Here is a 20,084-nt window from a genome sequence, read left to right as displayed (position 1 = left end):
CACGGGCGTACCCGCGCCAGGCGCGTGCGGTCAGCTGTAGACGTGCGGCGCCAGCACGGCGACATCGCGCAGGTTGCGATAGCTCTCGGCGTAGTCGAGGCCGTACCCGACGACGAACTCGTTCGGGATGTCGAACCCGACGTACTTGCAGTCGATCTGCACCTTCGCCGCCTCGGGCTTGCGCAGCAGTGCGAGCACCTCGATCGACTCGGCGCCGCGCGACTCGAAGTTCTCGAGCAGCCAGCTCAGCGTCAGGCCCGAGTCGATGATGTCCTCCACGATGAGCACATGCTTGCCGTGCAGGTCGGTGTCGAGATCCTTGCGGATCTGCACCACGCCGCTCGATTTGGTGCTCGCCCCGTAGCTCGAGACGGCCATCCAGTCCATCGACGCGTTCATCGGCAGCCGGCGCGAGAAATCCGCCATCACCATCACCGCGCCTTTGAGGACGCCGACCAGCAGGAGGTCCTTGCCGGAGTAGTCGGTGGCCACCTGCGCCGCGAGCTCCTCGAGCTTCGCGTGGATCTCCTCCTCGGTGACGAGGATGTCGGTCAGGTCGTCCTGGATGTCGGCAGCGCGCATGCATAGATCTTAGGTCGACCGACATGGGCTTCCGCACTACTGTGAGCGGTGAAGCGGGGCATCCGTCCTGCGTGGAGGGAAGACATGAACGTCGATGAGATCCTGAAGCAGGTGCCGGTCGATGACATCGCGAAGCGCTTCGGCGTCAGCCCGGAGGTGGCGCGGCAGGCGGTGCATGAGGGCGGCGCGACGCTGCTCGGCGGTCTGGCGAAGAATGCCGAGAGCGGCGAGGGCTCGGCCGCTATCGAGAAGGCGCTGAACCGGCACGGCGGCTTCGCCGGCGCCTCGTCGGTCGACGACGTCGACCAGGCCGACGGCGAGAAGATCGTCACGCACGTCTTCGGCGAGCGCAAGGGCGAGGTCGCCGAGAAGCTCAACAAGAGCGAGAAGACGGCCGGAGGCATCGACTTCGGCAAGCTGCTGCCGATCCTCGCGCCGATCATCATGGGCATCCTCGCGAACAAGAGCAAGGGCAGCTCGGGCGGCGGCCTGGGCGACATCCTCGGCGGTCTGCTCGGCGGCGACCGCAGCTCGGGCGGCTCGTCGGGCGGCGGCCTGGGCGGCGGCCTCGGCGACATCCTCGGCGGGCTGTTCGGCGGCCGCAAGTAGCTACCGCGCGCTGAACACGATCTGCCCGCCTGCCCGTCGTGCGGTGCATGCGGGCAGATCGATCGGCCCCTGGCCCGACCAGTCGGTCACCAGGCGAGCCACTTCGAGGGTCTGCGACCGCGTCAGGCTGACCCCGAACTCGCTGTCGACGACGAGGCGGATGACGCGATTGCGCAGCGCCGCCGGGTTCGCGGCGAGCGCCGCGACGCTCACGGAGATGCCCGCTTCGGCATGCTCGACGATGTCTTCGATGGTCTCGTGGATCATCTCGTCGAACGCCTCGGCGTCTTCGCGCAGCTGCTCCGCGGTGCGTGCCAGCGCCTCGGCGATTCCGGGGCCGAGCTCGGCCTCGAGCACCGGCAGCACCCGGTTGCGGGTGCGCACGCGGGCGTACCTGTCATCGAGGTTGTGCGGGTCGTCCCAGACCTCGAGTCCGGATGCCGCGCAGAACGCGCGCGTGGTGGCGCGGCGCACCGCGAGCAGCGGCCGGATCCACCGCATCCCGTCATCGCCGGTGCGCACCGCCGCCATGCCCTGCAGGCTCGCGGCTCCCGAGCCGCGAGCGAGGCCGAGCAGCACGGTTTCCGCCTGGTCGTCGAGGGTGTGTCCCAGCAGCACGGCCGTCGCACCGCGGTCGGCGGCGCACCGCGCGAGCGCCGTGTGCCGCGCCGCGCGGGCGGCGGCCTCCGGCCCGTCCGGATGCCCGGCATCGACCCGCACGGGCAGCACGACGGCATCCGCCCCCAGTTCACGAGCCCGGTCGGCGACGCGGGCGGCGACGGCATCCGACCCGGGCTGCAGGCCATGGTCGACGATCGCGGCCACCACGCTGTGGCCGAGCTTCCGCGCTTCGAAGACGGTGGCTGCGGTCAGCGCGAGGGAGTCCGCCCCGCCGGAGAGACCGACGACGACGGGGGCAGCGCCGAGGGGCGCGAGCGCGGCACGGACGGCACGGCGGATTTCGGCGACGGCGGGATCGAGCGAGGGCACGCGTCCAGGCTAGCTGCGGTCACATGTCACGAGAACGTCGCCCGAGTAGGCTGGTCTGCGCATCCACCCGTCTTTCGACACCGTCGATCCAAGGAGAACAGCACATGGGCGCACACGACGCCGTCATCGAGATCCCGCGCGGAAGCCGCGTGAAGTACGAGGTAGACCACGAGACCGGTCGCGTCCACCTCGACCGCGTCCTGTACACCACCTTCGGCTACCCGGCCGACTACGGCTACTTCGACAACACGCTCGGCGAGGACGGCGACCCGCTCGACGTGCTCGTGCTGCTCGACCACGCGATCTACCCGGGCGTCGTCGTGAACGTGCGCCCCGTCGCCGTGCTCAAGATGAGCGACGAGGCCGGCGGCGACGACAAGCTCGTCGCCGTGCTGTCGAAGGACCCGCGCTGGGCGCACATCCAGGACATCGACGACCTGCCCGAGTACACCAAGAAGGAGATCGCGCACTTCTTCGAGCACTACAAGGACCTCGAGCCCAACAAGTGGGTCAAGGTCGACGCGTGGGGCGACGCCGCCGAGGCGCAGCGCATCCTCGACGAGGCCATCGAGCGCTTCGCGAACGACGGTCACTGACCCGCGCACCCCGCATCTGCAGCAGAACCCCCGGCCTGTCGGTCGGGGGTTCTGTCGTTCTCGGTGCTGTGCGGGTCAGATCGCGCCGCGGGCGGCCAGGAAGTTGTAAGGGTTGGTGCGGCCGCCGTTGATGTACACCTCGAAGTGCAGGTGGCATCCCTGGGAGGCGCCGGTGTTGCCGGCGTATCCGACGACCTGACCGGCGCTGACCTGCTGGCCGTACGAGACCGCGTAGCCCGACATGTGCGCGTAGCTGGTCGCGACGCCGTTGCCGTGCTGGATGCGCACCCAGTTGCCGAATCCGCCGTTGTAGAACGCGGCGTCCACTCGGCCGCTCGCTGCCGCGTAGATCGGCGCGCCGCAGCCGTTCGCGAAGTCGGTGCCGCCGTGGTTGGTCGAGCGGCAGACGCCGCCCGTGCACACCGGCGGTCGCGGACCGTAGTGCGACGAGATGTACCCGCCGTGCGGGCGTCGCCACGCACCGGACCCGGCTCCACCGCCGCCGCCGCCGCCGCTGCCGCTTCCGCCGCCGCCACCCCCGCTGCTGCTTCCGCCTCCGCCGCCGCCGCTGGCCTGGTTGTTCTTGGCGGCCTCTTCGGCGGCGCGTCGCTGACGCTCGGCCTCCTCGGCCCGACGGCGCGCCTCCTCTGCCTTGCGGATACGCTCGCCCTCCTGGTAGCCGGCGACCGTCGCGGTGGTGTTGTCCTTCAGCGCGGCGAGCTGGGCCTGCAGTGTCACGAGGTTGGACTGGCGCTCTTGGAGCGCGGCCTGCGCCGCGTCAGCGGCGCGCTGGGCGGCCTGCATCTTCTCTTCGGCGATCTTCTGCAGCCGGTCGCGCTCGTCGCGCGCGGTGGATGCCTGGTTGCTGAGCGACTGAGCGGTGTCTCGAGCCGATGCCGCGCGCTCGGCGACCGTGCGGTTGTACTCGACGAGCTTGTCCATGCTGCCGAGGCGCGCGAGGAGGTCGTCGGCCCCGTTGGAGGACTCGGAGAGGAAGAGCTCGAGCGCGGCTTCGTCGCCACCGCTGCGGTAGAGCTGGTTGGCCACCTGACCGGCCTTGCGGGCACTGTCGGCGGCGATCTCGGCCTGCTCGTCGGCCTGCGCCTGCAGATCGTCCGCCTTGGCCGCCTGGTCGAAGTACGCCTGCTGTGCCGCGTAGAACTCCTCACCGGCCTTGCGGGCAGCGGCCTCCGCGGCTGCGGCTTGATCGGTGAGCTGCTTGATCAGCGCCTCGATGCGCGTGATCTCAGACGCCTTGGCCGCTTCGTTGGCCTTCGCGCGCTGCACGTCGTCCCAGCTGGGGTAGTCGGCGGCCTGGGCGCCCTGCGTGGTCGCCGAGACGCCGAATGCCGACAGGGCGATGGCACTCAGTGCACCGACGGTCAGTGCGCCGCGGCGGGTGAGCTTCGAGCGTGACCAGAGGGCCTCGCGTTCCGCGGGCGTCGGGGCGCACCCACAGTCGGCCCCTGCGGACCGGGCATCCGCAGCAATGTCCTCGTTCACTCGGCTCCTTCCGCCGGATTCACAGCTGTAACAGTAACAACATTCGTCACAGTCACACCAGGTGCCGGCTCTTCCGCGACGGCGCGCGGAGGCGCGAGGCGTGCCTCTTCTCACCCCATCGTCCTCCCGAAACGCCCGGGATGTAAGCCGACGCGCCCTCGATTTCGTTTTTGCCGCCGACAGCCCTTATGCTTGAGCGTCGGCAAGGGAAACCCCCGGGAATCTCTTCGGCCCCATCGTTTAGCGGCCTAGGACGCCGCCCTTTCACGGCGGTAGCACGGGTTCGAATCCCGTTGGGGTCACTCTTCCGATACAATTTAAAAGTTATGGCCCTGTAGCGCAGTTGGTTAGCGTGCCGCCCTGTCACGGCGGAGGTCGCGGGTTCAAGTCCCGTCAGGGTCGCTCCGAGCGTTGAGCCTTCTTTCGAGGAGGCTCTTCGTCTAGGGTGCGGCAGATCATGATGTGCCGCACGGCTCTGTAGCTCAGTTGGTAGAGCGTTCGACTGAAAATCGAAAGGTCACCGGATCGATGCCGGTCGGAGCCACACGGCTGATCATTACAATTAGCCCAGAAACCCTCGCCTAGCTTCTACATGGCGGGGGTTTTGCTTTGCCCTGGTGAGGCGTCGTCCGGCAATCCGACGTATTCCGCGCTGCGACGCCACAGCAGGGAGGCGAGCTGCTCGTCGGACGCCTGCGGATTGGTCGCCGCCACCCTGTGCTTCTCGTAGTACTCGCCAGGCACCCAGTCCGTACCGGGATCACCCTCTGCCAACCACACCAGAGGTCGGGCGCCCTTTTCGGGGCTGAGAAGACCCATGAGGCGCGCCAGAGGCGTCTGGTACAGGAACCGCATCACGCTCGTGGTGTCCGAGGCGAAGCTCGTGCGCACGATGCCGGGGTGGAAGGCGACGGCCGACAGACCACGGCGGCCGAAACGACGCTCCAGCTCCTTGGTGAAGAGGATGTTGCAGAGTTTCGCGTCGCCGTACGCCTTGTTCGGCGAGTAGTCCCGCTCGTTGTTCAGGTCGTCGATGTCGATCGATCCGAACAGGCGCGCGGCGGCACTGGAGGTGTTGACGATCGACGCGCTGCTCGCGAACAGAGTGTGGAGGAGGAGGTTCGTGAGCAGGAACGGCGCGAGATGGTTCACCTGCAGCGTCTTCTCGAAGCCATCGACTGTTCTGGTCCTGTCGCCGAAGATGCCACCGGCGTTGTTGACGAGGACGTCGATGCGCGGGTGGGCGCGCTTCAGCTCACCTGCCAGCGCGCGCACCTGAGACAGGTCCGCGAAGTCCGCGGTGAAGTACTCGGCGTCGAGCTCGCTGGCCAGCGCTGCAGTCTTCTGCGGCGAGCGCCCGACGAGGACGACCGTGTGCCCGTCAGCGACCAGTGTGCGCGATGCTGCGGCGCCGATGCCATCGCTGGCACCCGTCAGCACGATCGTCTTCGCGGTCATCAGGGCAGCCGGTTGGCGATCGCCAGATTCTGAGTCAGCTCCTCGGCGTTCTGCCGCACGACGTATGCCGGGCGGTCTCGTTCGACGCGCCACGACTCGCTCAGTGGGCCGATGTTGACCGTGTCGAATCCCAGCTGGTCGTACAGGTGGGTCACGAACTCCGCGGCATCGGCATGGTCACTCGCCGTCGCCAGCGCTCGACGATTCGGGGTGCCGGCGGGCATGCCGCCTGCGGTGATCTGCTCGGCCTGGATGTGGTTGAACGCCTTCGCGACGCGAGACGTCGGCAGGTGCTCCTGCAGCATCTCGGAGGTCGTGGTCAGTCCCCTGTCGAGAGCGTCGATGTGGCCGTCCCGCTCGAAGTAGTAGTTGTTGGTGTCGAGCACGATCTTCCCGGCGAGGGGTTCGACGGGGATCTGCTTCAGAGCATGCAGCGGCACGGTCACGACCACGACGTCACCGGCCGCGCCGGCCTCCTCCGCGGTCGCCGCGCGGGCGCTGTCGCCGAGCTCGGCGACGAGATCCGTGAGGGTCTCCGGCCCGCGGGAGTTCGCGATCACGATGTCATAGCCTGCGCCGATCGCTGCTCGAGCGATCTGGCTGCCGATGTGTCCTGCGCCGATGATTCCGAGAGTCGTCATATCGGACACAACCCGTCGAGCGGGCGGATATTCCGCCGACCGTCACACGGGCGCGTGGCACACTGACATCCATGCCCCAGCAGCCGGATGATCCCCGCCAGACGCGACGACTGCCCGAGACGCTCGACGAGTTCCAGCGGGCGGAAGGGCACCCGCAGTTCCGTGTCGACGTCGAGCGCATCCGCTTCTCGCCGTACTACTCGCGCCTCTCGGCCGTCACGCAGGTCATCTCGCAGGCGGGCGCCGGCCTCGCCGTGCACAACCGGCTCACGCACTCGATCAAGGTCGCGGCGGTTGCGCGGGCCATCGCGACCCACCTCTCGACGCGCACCGACGAGGCGAACCGGATCGTCGCCGAGCTCGGCGGCGCACACCCCGTGGTGGTGCAGGCGGCCGCCGCGGCGCACGACCTCGGGCATCCGCCGTTCGGACATCTCGGCGAGCAGACGCTCGACCGCCTCGCGCGCTCCCGCTTCGGTCTCGCCGAGGGCTTCGAGGGCAATGCGCAGACCTACCGCATCCTCACCCGTCTCGACGAGCACGACCGGCCCGGCGTCGGCCTCAACCTCACCGCCGCCGTGCGCGCCGCGGTGCTCAAGTACCCCTGGCTGCGTGGCGAGGGCGGGCCGCGACGCGGCGGCGGCAGCAAGTTCAGCTTCTACGCCATCGACGAACCGGATGCCCGTCAGGCGCTCTCCGCATACCCGGCGATCGCCGCTGGGCAGCAGACCGTCGAGTGCTCGATCATGGACCTCTCCGACGACATCGCGTACTCCCTGCACGACCTCGACGACTTCTACCGCGCCGGGCTGCTGAACCCGGCGACCCTGTCGGCCGAGTTCCGATCGTGGCGTCGCAACCTCGCCCAGCTGCGCGCGGCGGAGTATTCGACTCTCGCGTCCGACACGCGCACGCCCGGTCATTCCCTCGAGCTGCTGTGGCGCCGGATGCAGGTCAAGGACAGCTGGATCGCCGACCCCGACGCGTTCAGCGAAGCCGTCGCCAAGGTGTCGTCCGAGGTGATCGACGGCCTCGTCGCCGAGCCCTTCGACGGATCGCTCGCCAGCGAGCGCGCACTCGCGCGGTTCACCACCGCGTGGATCGCCCGGCTGCAGTCGTCTATCGAGGTCCACCGGCATCCCGACATCCGCTCCGGGCACGTCAGCCTCAACCGCCAGGCATGGCACGAGGTGACAGTGCTGAAGTTCCTGCACGAGCGGTTCATCCTCGAGCGGCCCGACCTCGCGGTCTATCAGCGCGGTCAGGCCAGCGTGCTCGAGCGTCTCGTCGACGGGTTCACCGCGTGGCTCGATGATCCGCGTGACGCCCGCCGTGCGCCCCGCCGCCTGATCGACCTCGTCGACCTGGCCACCGACGACCATCGCCGCCTCGGCCGGAGCGGCGCAGACGGCCCTGGCGTCGAGATGCTCGGTCGGGGTCGCGGCATCATCGACTACGTCGCCTCGCTCACCGACGCCCAGGCGATCTCGCTCGACGCGCTGCTCGCCGGCCGCACCGAGCGGCTGTGGGATGCGGGGCAGGGGCTGTAAGCCCGGCACGGATCTCGAGCACGGCCCCGCGTCGCATGAAAGAGTGGATGCCATTCGCACCCACTCCGAGGAGGCATCATGCGCGCTGTCGTGTACGACCGGTATTCGAAGGATCTCGACACTCTCGAGGTGCGCGAGGTGCCCGACCCGAAGCTGCCGCCCGCGGCGGTGCTCATCGAGGTGCGCGCCGCCGGGGTCAACCCGGTCGACTGGAAGGTCATGGGGGGCGGGCTCGACGCTCTGCTGCCCACGCAGTTCCCGGTGATCCCGGGGTGGGACGTGGCGGGTGTCGTCGTCGCCGTCGGGATGGACACCCCCGAATTCGCGGTCGGCGACGAGGTCATGGCCTACGCACGCAAAGACACCGTGAGCGCGGGCACGTTCGCGGAGCGCGTGGCCGTTCCGGTCTCGGCTGTGGCGCGCAAGCCGGCCGCTCTCTCCTGGGAGGAGGCAGGTGCCCTCCCCCTCGCCGGTGGCACCGCGCTGCGGGCGATCGACGCCCTCGGCGACCTGACCGGACGCACCGCGCTGATCCACGGCGCCGCCGGCGGCGTGGGCGGCTTCGCCGTGCAGATCGCCGCGACCCGAGGCGCGAAGATCATCGGCACAGCATCCGAGCGCAACCACGACTACATCCGCTCGCTGGGCGGAGAGCCGACCACGTACGGCGAAGGACTGGCCGAACGCGTGCGCGGGCTCGCCGGCGGGCCCGTCGATGCTGTCGCGGACTTCGTGGGCGGGCAGCTCGACGTGACTCTCGACGTGCTCGGCGAGGGCGGGGCGCATGCCTCGACGGCCGATCCCTCGGTGATGCAGCACGGTGGCCGTTACATCTGGGTGCGCCCCGATGGCACGCAGACCGACCGCCTCGCAGACCTCGCGCAGGAGGGGCACCTGAGAGTCGAGATCTCCGAGACGTTCCCGCTCGACAGGGTGGCAGACGCCTTCCGTGCCAACCAGAGCGGTCACACCCGCGGCAAGCTCGTCATCGTTCCCTGATCCGGTCCGCCAGTCGGACCGCGCCGGTCAGACCACTGCAGACAGAGTTCGCGCCCGGGCCTCACTCGGGACCCGGGCGCGAACGTTCCTCCGGTCAGAAGACCTCGTCGTCTCCAGCCGCGCGCGTGGTGCGACGCGTCTCGTACGCGCCGGGAGCGGCGTCCGTGCGCGTGACCACGTCGGTACGACGCCGACGTGCCATCAGCAGCAGCCCGACGATGAACGCGACGACACCCGCACCCATCAGGATGTAGCCGATCATGGTGAGGTCAGCCCAGCCGACGTCGATGTTGAGTGCGAAAGCGAGGATCGCTCCGATGACGAACAGAACGACTCCAGTGCCGATGGTCATCTCTTGCTCCCTTCGATAGGGCGGACCGTCCGGCCTGCCTGACGTCAAGAATCCCAAGCGGACGCGCGCCGCAGAATGGGGTTGACAACGACCGGGAGGATCGGGCTCGGGTCGAGCGACCGGCCTCAGCCCTGCCGGTACTGCCCCGCGGCCGCGGGCTCGACCCCGTCGACCGCGTCGGTCATCGCGCGGAGGAACCCGGTGACGTTCGCCTGAGCCTGAGCATCCATCCCCGCCGCCACCGAATACATCAGCCCGTGCATGCGACCGAGGGTCTGACGCACGTCCTCGTCGGCGTGCGCGGTGGCGCGGACCGCGGTCGGCGATCCGGCCGCGTCCACCTCGCGCTGCACGTGACCCGACTGCTCGAGCCGATCGATCAGAACCGACGTCGCCGCCGGCGAGATGCCGAGGTAGGCGACGAGGGCGGACGGCTGCGCGGTGTGGCCGGGCTGACGGAACAGGTAGCGCAACGCGAGCAGCTCGTTCTCGCCCATCGACATCTCATCGCGGGTGCGTCGCCGCATGGCACGCTCGGCTGCGCGGTACGTGCGGAGAGCCTCGAGCACCTCCCGCGCGCGCTCACGCTCGCTCCGCTGGTCGTACCAATAGCCGTCTGCCTGTGATTCCGCCACACTCGCTCCTTCAGCGAGCGCCCGAGCTACCCGCATAAGTCATGATAGGAGAGGACAAGGGGATCCAGGCGGTCCACAAGACCGCCAGACGCAGCAAACGGAGGACATCTGTGACTTTTCGAAGCAAGGAGACGCTGGAGACCTGGCTCGAGGAGTTCCGCTCCGCGCGCGAGGCGGGAGACCTCATCCGGGTCATCATCCAGGACGGCTCGGACGGCTCCGACACCGGGCTCGTCATCGTGCCGGTGAAGAACTCCTCCGTCAGCATCTTCATGCAGCCGATCCAGATCGGCGAGGCGCGGTGGAACGTCACGCTCGAGCCGAGCGACGAGAACACCATCCTCAACAGCCACCAGCTGCACTCCCTCGCCAGCGAGCTCGCGGTCGCCGCCGAGCTGTGCTCGTACCTCGAAGCCCGCAGCATCGGTCACGACGAGCAGTCGGACACCCCGGACGACGACGCCGCGACGGCCGACAGCGTCTGACCCTCAGAGCTCTCCCGGCCGCATCGCCTCGGCATCGATGGCGCGCATGACCCGCAGCGCCGCGGTGTCAGCGGGCGGCTCGTCCGTGGCATCCGACCGCCGGCGGGGCGCGTACACGACCAATGCGTGGAACAGGAACCGCGCGAAGAAGGCGATCACCAGCGAGATCGCCGTGGCGATCACGCTGGAGATGTGCCAGGTCTCGACCATCAGCGCCATCAGCGGGATGCGCAGCGCCGCCTCGATGGAGTTGAACGAGACGGATGCCGCGAAGCGCACCCACAGCCGCGGAGCGTCCTGGCGGTCGTCGCGGAAGACGAACAGCTCCTGCAGCACGAAGTTGCCGACGATCGTGACGGCCGCGCCGACGATCGCGGCCAGCACGTAGTCGACGCCGAGGTGGGTGAGCGCCCACATGATGCCGATGTTCACGACCGCGCCGATCCCGCCGATCAGGGCGAAGCGGCCCATCTTGCCGAACCGCAGACGGGCCAGGTGGGCGAGGAACGTCGCGCCCTGCCGCAGGCTCGCCTTCGAGTCGCCGTGCCGACGTGCGCCGAACTCCAGAGGCACCTCGGCGATGCGCAGCTCCCGCCGCTCGCCGCCGCGCACGAGGATCTCGAGCAGGATCTTGAATCCCTGCGGCCGCAGCTCGTCGAGTTCGATGTGCGAGCGATCGATGAGGAAGAACCCGGTCATCGGATCCGTGCTGTGCCACAGGCGCCGCAGGAACATCGCCTTGGTGACGGCGGTCGCCGCCTTCGACACCCCGTAGCGCACGGCCGTGCCGAGGCCTGCCGAGTCGCCCCCGCCGACGTAGCGCGAGGCGGCGACGACATCGACCCCGCCCTCCGCGTAGCGCGCGAGCATGGCCCGGAGCAGCTCGGGCGGATGCTGCAGATCGCCGTCCATGACGATGCACACATCGTGAGCGGCCTCGGCGAGACCCAGCGCGACCGCGCCACCGAGCCCGCCCGTGTTGCGGTCTCGGTGGATGCCGCGCACGGCCAGGGTCGCCGACGCCCCGACGCGGGCGATCTCGTCGATCGTGTCGTCGGCGCTGTCGTCGATGAACAGGATCTCGGCCGTGATCCCGGCGAGCGCGGCCGAGGTGCGGGCGACGAGCTCGGCGACGTTGTCGCGCTCGTTGAACGTGGGCACGATGACGGTCACGGAAGGAAGGGAGGGGGCGCTCACGGGTTCTCCTCCACGTGTCCTCTGGATTGCGGTGTCGCGCGGCGTCGCAGCATCCATCGTTCCACGGCTCGCTGTGGCCGGGCGCATCCCGCGCCCCGGCACCGGCGCAGCCGTAGGCTGGTGGCATGAGCAACCCCGCCTCCGACACCATCACCATGTTCGGCGCCGACTGGTGCCGCGACTGCGTCCGCACCAAGAAGCAGCTCGACGAGCTGGGCATCGAGTACACCTACGTCGACCTGGTCGCCGATCCGGCGGCTGCGGACATCGCCAAGGAGATCTCGGGCCGGATGAACATCCCCGTCGTCGTCTACCCCGACGCGAGCCACCACGTCGAGCCGAGCAACGCCGACGTCGAGGCGAAGCTGCGCGAGCTCTCGCTCATCTGACCTCGGTCCGCTTCCTCACCGCCACCGGGACACGACGATGACGCAGGAGACGGCGCCGGCCGCCGAACTCGACGACGCGCAGCGCGCGGCCCTTGACGCCGACGTCGACGTCCTGCAGCAGGGTTCGCGCACGTGGGCGCGACTCACCGTGGGCCAGCGCGCGACGCTGCTGCGAGCACTGCGCTCGAGCGTCGCCGCCGCGGCGGAGGACTGGGCGAACACCGCAGCGGATTCGAAGGGCCTCGACCGGCGGCATCCGCTGCGCGGCGAGGAGTGGCTGAGCGGCCCGTACTCGGTGCTCGGCGCGCTCGATGCGTACATCGACACCCTCGCGAAGCTGTCGGCAGGCCGCTCGCCGCTCGACGGCGTGACGCTCGGTCGCGCACCGGGCGATCGCACCAGGGTGGCCGCGTTCCCTCTCACCGGGCTCGACCGGTTCCTGCTGGCCGGGTTCAGCGGTGAGGTGTGGCTGCGGCCCGGCGTCACCGCGAACACGGCCCGTGCGAACGCCGGGCTGGCACAGCGGTCGGATGCCCCGAGCGGCGTCGGTCTCGTGCTGGGTGCGGGCAACGTCACCGCGATCCCCGTGCTCGACGTGCTGTACGAGCTTCTCGCGCACAATCGCGTGGCGCTGCTGAAGGTGAATCCCACGCAGGACGCCCTCGTCGCCGTGTACGAGCGCGCACTGGCGCCGCTGATCGCGCCCGGGTTCCTGCGGATCGTGCGCGGCGGTGCCGCGGTCGGGTCGTACCTCACGGGGCATCGCGACCTGATGCACGTGCACATCACCGGGTCGGCGGCGACCTTCGACGCCATCGTCTGGGGGCAGCAGCCGCAGGCCGCGGCGCGTCGGCGAGAGAACCGACCACTGCTGACGAAGCCGATCACGGCCGAACTCGGCGGTGTGTCGCCGATCATCGTGGTGCCCGGCGAGTGGAGCGACGCCGACATCGCCTTCCAGGCCGAGCACGTGGCGACCATGCGCCTGCAGAACTGCGGGCACAACTGCATCGCCGGTCAGGTCGTGATCATCTCGTCGGACTGGCCGCAGGCCGAGCAGTTCCGCACCGCGCTGCGGCGCGCGTACGCGGCCGCTCCCGAGCGACCGATCTGGTACCCGGGCTCGGCGGCGCGCATGCGGAGGGCCGCGGAGGACTATCCGGATGCCCTGGTGCTGGCCGACCGGCTGCTGATCGAGATCGGCGACGGCGCGGATGCCACGGCGCTGCAGTCCACAGAGTACTTCGCCCCGGTGCTCGGCGTCGTCGAGCTGCCCGGCACCGGACAGGCGTTTCTGGATGCCGCGATCGCCCACGCGAACGATGAGCTGCAGGGCACCCTCGGGGCGAACCTCATCATCGACCCGACCACCGAGAAGTCGCTCGGCAGGGGTTTCGAGCGTGCGATCGCCGAGCTGCGCTACGGGTCGATCGCGATCAACGCGTGGACGGCGTTCGGGTTCATCACGCCGACGCTGACCTGGGGCGCGTTCCCGGGCAGCACCCTCGACGACGTCGGCAGCGGCATCGGGGTGGTGCACAACGCCCTGCTGCTCGACGACGTGGAGCGGTCGGTCCTGCGCGGGCCGTTCCGTCCCTTCCCGCGGTCGCTGCCCCTGCTGAACGGCGGCGGTCGCATCACGATCCTGCCGACCCCGCCATGGTTCGTCTCGTCGCGCACCGGATCCGCGGTGAGCGAGGGCCTCACCAGGTTCCGCGCTCACGGCGGCATCCCGGTGCTTCTGCGCACGCTGCTCCGGGCGCTGCGCGCCTGACCCCCCTGCGCGCCGATCAGAGCTGGTCGCCGGAGACGGCGAAGGTGTCGCAGACGCCGAGTCCGTTCTTGTAGCCGTTGGCGAACCACGCCTGGCGCTGCTCGCTGCTGCCGTGCGTGAAGCTCTCGGGGTTGACCCGACCCGCCTGCTGCTCCTGGATGTTGTCGTCGCCGACGGTGAACGCGGCGTTCAGGGCGTCGGTGATCTGCGCCTCGGTCGGCTTCTGGAGGTACGCGACGCCGTTCTCGTCCTTCTGCTCGGTGACATCACCCAGCCAGGCGCCTGCGTAGCAGTCGGCCTGCAGCTCGGTGCGCACGCCGTTGCTGTCGGGTCCGGTGCCGTTGTTCGGATACTTCTCCATCGTGCCGGTGATGTTCTGGATGTGGTGGCCCCACTCGTGTCCGACGATGTACAGCTGGGAGAGCTCGCCGGCGGACGCGCCGAACTGATCCCGCATGAGCTGGAAGAACGTCGGGTCGATGTAGACGCCCTGCTCGGGCGGGCAGTAGAACGGCCCGACGGCGTTCGAGGCGGTGCCGCACTGGGTGGAGGTCGCGCCGTCGACCACGGTCATCGTCGGCGGCTGGTAGCCGTCGACGTGCTGCTGCCAGTAGTCGTCGAGAAGCACCTGCGCGCCCGCCATGCGGCAGTCGTCGTTCGTGTTCGCGTCCTGCCCGGTGTCGCACTCGGACAGCGCCTCACCGCTCGAGGCGGGTTCGTTCCCGCCGCCGGGCGCCCCGCCGACCAGGCCCGTGAGATCGGGACCGCCGAGCATGGCCACGACGAGCGCGACGAGACCGAGAACACCTGCTCCACCACCGGCGATCGCGGCACCCCGCCCACGACGGCGAGTGGTGTTGCCCGAGATGTCGGCATCCGGATTGAAAGTCATGCTGAAAAGGTAGCGCTCCGCGACGTCCGACGACGAGGGCTTGACGAAGCGGCCCCCGGCGGTCATCTGCGCACGAAGCGAGGCCTATGCTCGGGTCATGGCGACGACGATCACGATCACAGGTGCCGGCGGACAGATCGGCTACGCCCTTCTCTTCCGCATCGCGGCGGGAGACATGCTCGGACCGGACGAGCACGTCAGGCTGCGGCTGCTCGAGATCCCCCAGGGGCTGCGCGCGGCGGAGGGCGCGGCGCTCGAGCTGCAGGACGGCGCGTTCGAGCTGCTCGACGACGTGGAGGTGACGGACGACGCCGAGGTCGGGTTCGACGGCGCGAACCTCGCGCTGCTCGTCGGCGCGCGTCCGCGCGGACCCGGCATGGAACGCGGCGACCTGCTCGCCGCCAACGGAGGTATCTTCGGCCCGCAGGGCCGCGCGATCGCAGCGGCCGCGGCATCCGACATCCGTGTCACGGTCGTCGGCAATCCCGCCAACACGAACGCGCTGATCGCCTCCTCGTCGGCCGACGGCGTTCCCGCCGAACGGTTCACGGCGCTCACGCGCCTCGACGAGAATCGCGCCCGCGCGCAGCTCGCGCAGACGCTCGGCGCACCGGTCGCCCTGGTGCGCCGCGTGCTGATCTGGGGCAATCATTCGGCCACGCAGTTCCCCGACATCTCGCACGCGACGATCGACGGCGCGCCGGTCGCCGAACGTCTCGAGGCGGCTGTGGGAGACGTGCGCGCGTGGCAGGAGCAGACGTTCATCCCCCGGGTGGCGAAGCGCGGCGCCGAGATCATCGAGGTGCGCGGGTCGTCGTCGGTGGCGTCCGCGGCGAGCGCGACCATCGATCACGTGCGCGACTGGGTGCACGGCAGCGACGACTGGACCAGCGCGGGCGTCGTCTCACGTGGCGAGTACGGTGTGCCGGAGGGACTGATCTCGTCGTTCCCGGTGCGTTCGTCCGGCGGAGCGTGGCAGATCGTCGAGGGCCTGGAGCTGGATGGCTGGGCCCGGGCTCGCATCGATGCATCGGTGGCCGAGCTCGTCGACGAGCGCGAGACGGTGCGCTCGCTCGGACTGCTCTGAGCGCGCCGGCTCCACTGCACGGAGTGCGGCCGCCGCTGACGCGGGACTCGGGCAGAATGGATGCCGGAGGTGCGGCGATGACCGATGCGATGAACCCGAACGGCGGCGAGGCCGAGATTGCGCTGACCAGTCCGCTGCATCTGCCGCACGCGGCCGCGAACTGCCCGAAGTGCCTGGCGAACGACGATCACGGCTGGTGGTCGGCCCGACCGGAGGGAACACGTCTGGTGGGGCTCGTCGTCGCGCGCGACGGAATGCCGTCGGTGACTCAGCAGCGCGATGACCTCACCCGGTTCGGCGTGCCCATCGAGGGCTTCCGCCACCCCGCCCCGGAGATCCTGGAGAGCTGGGGCGACCGCCTGGCACGGCTGATCGAGACGCTGCGCCCGGGTGACGTGCTCGTCGTGGCGAATGTGCACGCTCTGGGTCGCGACCGCGATGAGGAGTCGCGCACGATCTCCGACCTGCGCCGGCGCGGCATCATGGTGAAGGTGCTCGGGCATCACGCCCGGCATCTCGCAGACGCCGAGACGCCGCCCGTCTGACGTCGCCCGAGCTCAGCGCCGACGCCAGGTCCTGATCACTCCGCCGGAATCCAGGTGAGGGTGGACACGCACAGGTCGAACAGTGCCTTCATCTGCAGCAGCGGTGGGTCGTCGGCGGGTACATCCGCTCCGCGCAGCAGGACGAGGGTCATCAGCAGCGCGCGTCGACGTCCGCTGCCGGGAACCGGAGTGAGATAGGCGACGGTCGTGACGCGCAGCTGCTCGCCGTCGAGCATGTCGGTCGTCTCCCGTTCCATGCGCATGATGCGCTTGTCCCCGAGCAGGGGCGTGGCGCCGTCGGCGAGGATGGCCGCCCGCACGTACGAGTCGAGCGTCTGGCCGGCCTCGGCGTGCTGGACGCTCGCGGTGAGCGATGCCGGGAGATATGCACTCTCGGGTGCCTCGTCCGCCGGCGTGAACATCGCCAAGGTCGACACCTTGCGCATCTGGGTGAACGCCTGGTCCACCATCACCCGCAGGCGGGCGAGGAGGTCGGGGCGGTGCGCCTGCATCGTGCGCGTGCGGATCTTCGCCAGCATCCGCTCCTGCTCGTCCTCGTCGACGCCGCGACGCACCCAGCCGGGCGGCAGCACGAGAGAGAAGTCGGGGTCGGGTTTGCCGCCGAGCAGCTCGCGCAGGCCCACGCGCGTCGCGGAGCCGTGTGGGACGTCGGTCACGGCGTGCTCCTTCGGATCGGGTCGAGCGTGAACAGGGTGCCCAGCGGCGCGGCCAGCGCCTGCTCCAGCGCGGCGTCGTCGAGAAAACCCCGTTCGCGCAGGATCTGCAGGGCGGTGTCGCGGTCATGCTGGATGGAGCTGCGCTGGTCGGCGGGCAGCGCGGCGACTGCCCGCGCCGCGCGTTCGCGGTCTGTGATGGTCACGGGTCGGGTTGACTCGGGGGCCGCCTCAGCGGCGCGAACCCGGAAGCGCAGCAGCACGGCCACGGCGAGCAGCGCGCCGAGCGCGAGAGCGCCCCAGACAGGTATGAGCATGACCTGATCGAGCCGGTAGCCGTCGCGCGCGGCCACGGTCGGCATGCTGGCCGAGGCGAAGCCGGCGGCGATGGCGCTGACGACCGCGATGCCGCACACCAGGCCCGACCAGCGGGCGCCGCTGCGCAGCCACAGCAGTCCGGTGACGAGCAGCATGACCGCCCCGACGGCGAACGCGGCAGCGGCCACGGGAACCGAGGTCGCCGCCGGCACCCGGTCGATGAGATACGACTCGGCGCCCAGCACCGCCATGCCGGCGACAGGAGCGATCACGCCGGTGATCGCCAGCACCGCCAGCACCGCAGTGGAGCCGCGCTGTGCCGGGCTCGGCGTGCGCCGGGTGAGGATCTCGGCGACCGCCGCGCCGTCGCTGCCGAACGTCGCCACAAGGTCGGGATGCTCTTGAAAGGCCACCGCCTCCAGCATCCCGAGCCGCGGCTCCTCGGCGGCCGAGCGCGCGCGGGCCCAGGATCGTGCGTCCGGGTGAGTGAGCGTCATGATGCGGTCAGGCTATCAACCCAGGTGTCGGCGTGCTGCGCTTCCAGCAGGCGCGGTGCGCGCGCCCGGCGGGTGCGCTCGTCGGGGCCCACGAGCTGCAGCGATGCCGTGAACGCCTGGATCGACGGCGAGACGATGCCCAGCAGGTCCGCGAAGGTGGGTTCGACCGACACGATCACCACGACGTCGTCGTCGAACGCGAAAACGATGTCGTAGCCGAGCGCGTCGGCGTCGCCGATCCGCTCGGCTCGTGGCACGAGCACGCCCGGCCCCAGCCCCTCGGACTCGAACAGGATGCCGTCACCGGGTCCTGGCGGCTCGCCGTCGCCTCGCGCCATCACGACGTGCACGAAGACGCAGACCGGATGCTGCGCCGGCCACACCTGGAAGGCGAGCGCGTCGTCGCTGCGACGGTGCGCGAGCCCGGCGCGCAGGATCTCGCGGACGAGCGGCTCGGCATCCGGGGACCAGTGCTGGGCCCATGCCGTCTGCAGCAGCGCGGTGTTCTCGCCCACCCATGCCGCGGCCTCGGCGGAGGTCTCGAACGCAGGCAGGGCGAGCCAGCCGGCGTCCAGCGAGGTGCCGGTGATGCGCCAGGTGCCGGGCGCCCACCCGGAGGGGAACGAGATCACAGCACTGCTCCCAGCCATGGCACGCGCTTGCTGATCGCCTGATCGCCGTGCCCGGTCCAGTTCGCGATCTTGTCGGTCATCTTGATCGGCCCGGCGATCATCATGTGCGTGAACTCCCACGCGGCCGGCACGGTGGTCGAACGCGCCCAGCCCTGCGAGCCCGCCGTCATGGTCTCGACCATCCCGGTGAGCTTCGTGGTGTCCTTGCCGAGCAGGAAGCGGCTGAACACGTCGCCGACGCCGGCCGGGTTGTTCAGCTGCCAGAACGTGCGCCCGCTCTGCACGAGCCCGCTCATGCCGCCGCCCGCGAACCGCCCCGCCATGGTGACGCTGCGCAGCTGCGCTCCGGCGGCGCTCCACGTGGCGGGCTTGAAGGCGGCGAAGGTGTCGCCGGCGAAGCTGAGCACGCCGCTTCGGCCCTGGAAGAGCTTTCCCGCGCTGCCGAACGGGATCACGCCGACGATCGCGAGCGCGAGGTCCGTCCCGCTCGCATCGTCGCGGAAGAACTGGTAGGCGACCGCCGCCAGGGTCGCAACCGCGACGGCGGCGCTGATCGCGGCGATCACGGGGCCCCCGATGACGATGGCGGCGACGGCGAGCACGGTGCCCGCCGCCTGCAGCACCTGGACGAACACGGCGACGCCGCCGTCGATGTTGTCCCAGCGGCTGTCCTCGATCTTGCCGTCGAAGGCGTCTTCGATCCGGTCGGCGGTGCTGTCGAAGACCTCCTCCCACGAGTCGACGTCGGTGTCGAAGTCCTTCAGGGCGCTCTGATACTCGTCGTGCAGCCGCTGCTTCTCGCGGTCCTCGGTGTCGTTCTGCTCGCCCATGCTCTGCTTCTCGTCGTCGCTGCGCCACGGAGCAGGCTCCGCCCAGAAGGGCCGGTCGAGGTATCCGGGAGCCGCGTCATATGCGGCTCGTGCCTCTTCGCACGTGCGCACGCGCACGAGGATGCGCGGCTGGTATTCGCCGAGCGCGTCGGCGTACTCGACGAGGATGGGGCCGGTCGGCTGGTAGAGGGCGGCGGCGCGACCCAGTTCGATGTGGGTGTCGCCGACGATCTCCTGCAGCTTCTCGACGGCCTTGCCCTTCATCCCCGATGCTTGGTCGGCCAATCGCCGCAGGAACGCGGCGCTGGTCTGCATCTGCTCGCCCAGCGTCGTGATCTCGGTTCCGCGCGCCCGGATCGCGCCTGACTCGCCCTCGAGTGCGACGACGTGGCGTCCCTTGGGTGAAAGCATGTCCGTCTCCCGTCACCGCGCCGACGCGGGGGCGTGTGCGGCCGGGCGCGCCTCGCTCTGCGCGCCGGTCACATCGATCTCCATCTGGGAAGCGGTCTCGACATCCCAGTCCCGCAGTCCGTCGAGCACGCCCTGCACATGCTTCTGCACCTTGTCGATGTCGGTGCTGAGCTCGGTGCGCTTGTCGTCCCAGCGGCTCTCGAAGTCGTGCACCCGGCGACCCAGCTTGGTCTTGCCGTAGGGCGACCCGATCGCTTCTTGGACCGCGGCGGTGCGCGATGCCGCGTCGGTCAGCTCCTGCACGATCGACTTCAGCTGGTCGTTGACCTCGCTCAACTCGGTGTAGCGGACCCAGATCCCATCGGCCATTGCGACCCCTCCCGTCGTGTCGACCCCTGGTGGAACAGAACAGGGGCCGACCGATCATCGGTCGGCCCC

General features: G+C 69.8%; 23 protein-coding genes and 3 tRNA genes. 12 read left to right on the top strand and 14 right to left on the bottom strand.

All coding sequences use genetic code 11. The features are described 5' to 3' along the window. Positions 1–30: 30 nt before the first annotated feature. A complete protein-coding gene (gene hpt / locus AB0O65_RS01330) occupies positions 31–582 on the bottom strand; it encodes a hypoxanthine phosphoribosyltransferase (protein ID WP_191712187.1) in 552 nt (183 codons plus the stop codon). 84 nt (positions 583–666) lie between these two features. Between hpt and AB0O65_RS01325 the strand changes: the two genes are divergently transcribed. Continuing rightward, a complete protein-coding gene (locus AB0O65_RS01325) occupies positions 667–1,191 on the top strand; it encodes a DUF937 domain-containing protein (protein WP_191712188.1) in 525 nt (174 codons plus the stop codon). On the opposite strand, the gene tilS is transcribed toward AB0O65_RS01325, so the two are convergent. Beyond that, positions 1,192–2,181 carry a tRNA lysidine(34) synthetase TilS gene (gene tilS / locus AB0O65_RS01320; RefSeq protein ID WP_363382397.1) on the bottom strand — a complete coding sequence of 330 codons (990 nt, stop codon included), beginning with the start codon at positions 2,179–2,181 and terminating at the stop codon, positions 1,192–1,194. A gap of 104 nt (positions 2,182–2,285) precedes the next feature. Between tilS and ppa the strand changes: the two genes are divergently transcribed. After that, complete coding sequence (gene ppa / locus AB0O65_RS01315) at positions 2,286–2,777, top strand: inorganic diphosphatase (protein ID WP_071644882.1); 492 nt, start codon at positions 2,286–2,288, stop codon at positions 2,775–2,777. 75 nt (positions 2,778–2,852) lie between these two features. Here the strand turns inward: ppa and AB0O65_RS01310 are convergent, their stop codons facing one another. Then, positions 2,853–4,280: a M23 family metallopeptidase gene (locus AB0O65_RS01310; RefSeq protein WP_363382394.1), complete on the bottom strand. Its 1,428-nt coding sequence runs from the start codon at positions 4,278–4,280 to the stop codon at positions 2,853–2,855. A gap of 229 nt (positions 4,281–4,509) precedes the next feature. Here AB0O65_RS01310 and AB0O65_RS01305 point away from each other — a divergent pair. From AB0O65_RS01305 to AB0O65_RS01295, 3 genes are all read left to right on the top strand, one after another. After that, a tRNA-Glu gene (locus AB0O65_RS01305) sits at positions 4,510–4,582 on the top strand. Between the two features lie 26 nt (positions 4,583–4,608). Further along, a tRNA-Asp gene (locus AB0O65_RS01300) sits at positions 4,609–4,682 on the top strand. Positions 4,683–4,751: 69 nt separating this feature from the next. Next, positions 4,752–4,824: transfer RNA gene (locus AB0O65_RS01295), tRNA-Phe, on the top strand. Positions 4,825–4,868: 44 nt separating this feature from the next. Here AB0O65_RS01295 and AB0O65_RS01290 read toward each other — a convergent pair. Together AB0O65_RS01290 and AB0O65_RS01285 are read right to left on the bottom strand one after the other, a co-directional pair. Further along, positions 4,869–5,738, bottom strand: a complete 870-nt coding sequence (locus tag AB0O65_RS01290; protein WP_363382391.1) for an SDR family NAD(P)-dependent oxidoreductase — start codon at positions 5,736–5,738, stop codon at positions 4,869–4,871. Continuing rightward, positions 5,738–6,379: an NAD(P)-binding domain-containing protein gene (locus AB0O65_RS01285; protein WP_071644884.1), complete on the bottom strand. Its 642-nt coding sequence runs from the start codon at positions 6,377–6,379 to the stop codon at positions 5,738–5,740. Before AB0O65_RS01285 ends, AB0O65_RS01290 begins: the two co-directional genes overlap by 1 nt. A 71-nt stretch (positions 6,380–6,450) precedes the next feature. Here AB0O65_RS01285 and dgt point away from each other — a divergent pair, with 71 nt between their 5' ends. Further along, positions 6,451–7,929, top strand: coding sequence for a dGTP triphosphohydrolase (dgt, locus tag AB0O65_RS01280; protein ID WP_363382388.1), 1,479 nt, complete (start codon positions 6,451–6,453; stop codon positions 7,927–7,929). A gap of 78 nt (positions 7,930–8,007) precedes the next feature. Next, the gene (locus tag AB0O65_RS01275; RefSeq protein WP_363382385.1) at positions 8,008–8,928 is read left to right on the top strand and encodes an NADP-dependent oxidoreductase; all 921 of its coding nucleotides are present in this window, start codon (positions 8,008–8,010) and stop codon (positions 8,926–8,928) included. Positions 8,929–9,022: 94 nt separating this feature from the next. Here AB0O65_RS01275 and AB0O65_RS01270 read toward each other — a convergent pair whose 3' ends face one another. Then, positions 9,023–9,280, bottom strand: coding sequence for a DUF6458 family protein (locus AB0O65_RS01270; protein WP_071644887.1), 258 nt, complete (start codon positions 9,278–9,280; stop codon positions 9,023–9,025). Between the two features lie 125 nt (positions 9,281–9,405). Beyond that, positions 9,406–9,915, bottom strand: coding sequence for a MarR family transcriptional regulator (locus AB0O65_RS01265; RefSeq protein ID WP_256221167.1), 510 nt, complete (start codon positions 9,913–9,915; stop codon positions 9,406–9,408). A gap of 110 nt (positions 9,916–10,025) precedes the next feature. Here AB0O65_RS01265 and AB0O65_RS01260 point away from each other — a divergent pair, with 110 nt between their 5' ends. Continuing rightward, positions 10,026–10,400, top strand: a complete 375-nt coding sequence (locus AB0O65_RS01260; RefSeq protein WP_071644889.1) for a hypothetical protein — start codon at positions 10,026–10,028, stop codon at positions 10,398–10,400. Between the two features lie 3 nt (positions 10,401–10,403). On the opposite strand, the gene AB0O65_RS01255 is transcribed toward AB0O65_RS01260, so the two are convergent. After that, positions 10,404–11,597 (bottom strand): glycosyltransferase, encoded by a 1,194-nt coding sequence (locus AB0O65_RS01255; protein WP_363382381.1) that lies wholly within the window; start codon positions 11,595–11,597, stop codon positions 10,404–10,406. A gap of 125 nt (positions 11,598–11,722) precedes the next feature. On the opposite strand from AB0O65_RS01255, the gene AB0O65_RS01250 reads away from it, so the two are divergent. Both AB0O65_RS01250 and AB0O65_RS01245 read left to right on the top strand, forming a co-directional pair. Next, entirely contained in the window at positions 11,723–11,986 is a 264-nt protein-coding gene (locus AB0O65_RS01250) for a glutaredoxin domain-containing protein (RefSeq protein ID WP_363382379.1), read from the top strand. A gap of 37 nt (positions 11,987–12,023) precedes the next feature. Beyond that, positions 12,024–13,760 (top strand): aldehyde dehydrogenase family protein, encoded by a 1,737-nt coding sequence (locus AB0O65_RS01245; RefSeq protein ID WP_363382376.1) that lies wholly within the window; start codon positions 12,024–12,026, stop codon positions 13,758–13,760. A 16-nt stretch (positions 13,761–13,776) separates the two neighbouring features. On the opposite strand, the gene AB0O65_RS01240 is transcribed toward AB0O65_RS01245, so the two are convergent. Continuing rightward, positions 13,777–14,652 (bottom strand): neutral zinc metallopeptidase, encoded by an 876-nt coding sequence (locus AB0O65_RS01240; RefSeq protein ID WP_363382373.1) that lies wholly within the window; start codon positions 14,650–14,652, stop codon positions 13,777–13,779. A 97-nt stretch (positions 14,653–14,749) separates the two neighbouring features. Between AB0O65_RS01240 and AB0O65_RS01235 the strand changes: the two genes are divergently transcribed. Both AB0O65_RS01235 and AB0O65_RS01230 read left to right on the top strand, forming a co-directional pair. Continuing rightward, positions 14,750–15,739 (top strand): malate dehydrogenase, encoded by a 990-nt coding sequence (locus AB0O65_RS01235; RefSeq protein WP_363382370.1) that lies wholly within the window; start codon positions 14,750–14,752, stop codon positions 15,737–15,739. A 77-nt stretch (positions 15,740–15,816) separates the two neighbouring features. Further along, positions 15,817–16,284 (top strand): recombinase family protein, encoded by a 468-nt coding sequence (locus tag AB0O65_RS01230; protein WP_363382367.1) that lies wholly within the window; start codon positions 15,817–15,819, stop codon positions 16,282–16,284. Between the two features lie 35 nt (positions 16,285–16,319). Here AB0O65_RS01230 and AB0O65_RS01225 read toward each other — a convergent pair whose 3' ends face one another. The 5 genes from AB0O65_RS01225 to AB0O65_RS01205 are packed head-to-tail and all read right to left on the bottom strand — an operon-like array spanning position 16,320 to position 20,015. Next, positions 16,320–16,961 carry a hypothetical protein gene (locus AB0O65_RS01225; protein WP_071644895.1) on the bottom strand — a complete coding sequence of 214 codons (642 nt, stop codon included), beginning with the start codon at positions 16,959–16,961 and terminating at the stop codon, positions 16,320–16,322. Beyond that, complete coding sequence (locus tag AB0O65_RS01220; RefSeq protein ID WP_363382364.1) at positions 16,958–17,773, bottom strand: hypothetical protein; 816 nt, start codon at positions 17,771–17,773, stop codon at positions 16,958–16,960. The genes AB0O65_RS01225 and AB0O65_RS01220 overlap by 4 nt, the downstream gene beginning before the upstream one ends. After that, complete coding sequence (locus AB0O65_RS01215) at positions 17,770–18,405, bottom strand: hypothetical protein (RefSeq protein WP_191712199.1); 636 nt, start codon at positions 18,403–18,405, stop codon at positions 17,770–17,772. Before AB0O65_RS01215 ends, AB0O65_RS01220 begins: the two co-directional genes overlap by 4 nt. Next, positions 18,402–19,646 carry a hypothetical protein gene (locus AB0O65_RS01210; protein WP_363382361.1) on the bottom strand — a complete coding sequence of 415 codons (1,245 nt, stop codon included), beginning with the start codon at positions 19,644–19,646 and terminating at the stop codon, positions 18,402–18,404. Before AB0O65_RS01210 ends, AB0O65_RS01215 begins: the two co-directional genes overlap by 4 nt. A 12-nt stretch (positions 19,647–19,658) precedes the next feature. Further along, complete coding sequence (locus AB0O65_RS01205) at positions 19,659–20,015, bottom strand: hypothetical protein (protein WP_071644899.1); 357 nt, start codon at positions 20,013–20,015, stop codon at positions 19,659–19,661. Positions 20,016–20,084 lie beyond the last annotated feature (69 nt).

The sequence above is a fragment of the Microbacterium sp. NPDC077391 genome, assembly GCF_040686955.1.
Lineage (GTDB): Bacteria > Actinomycetota > Actinomycetes > Actinomycetales > Microbacteriaceae > Microbacterium > Microbacterium commune.
The sequence above is the reverse complement of the archived record's forward strand: the minus strand, read 5'-3'. Positions and strand labels throughout refer to the sequence as shown.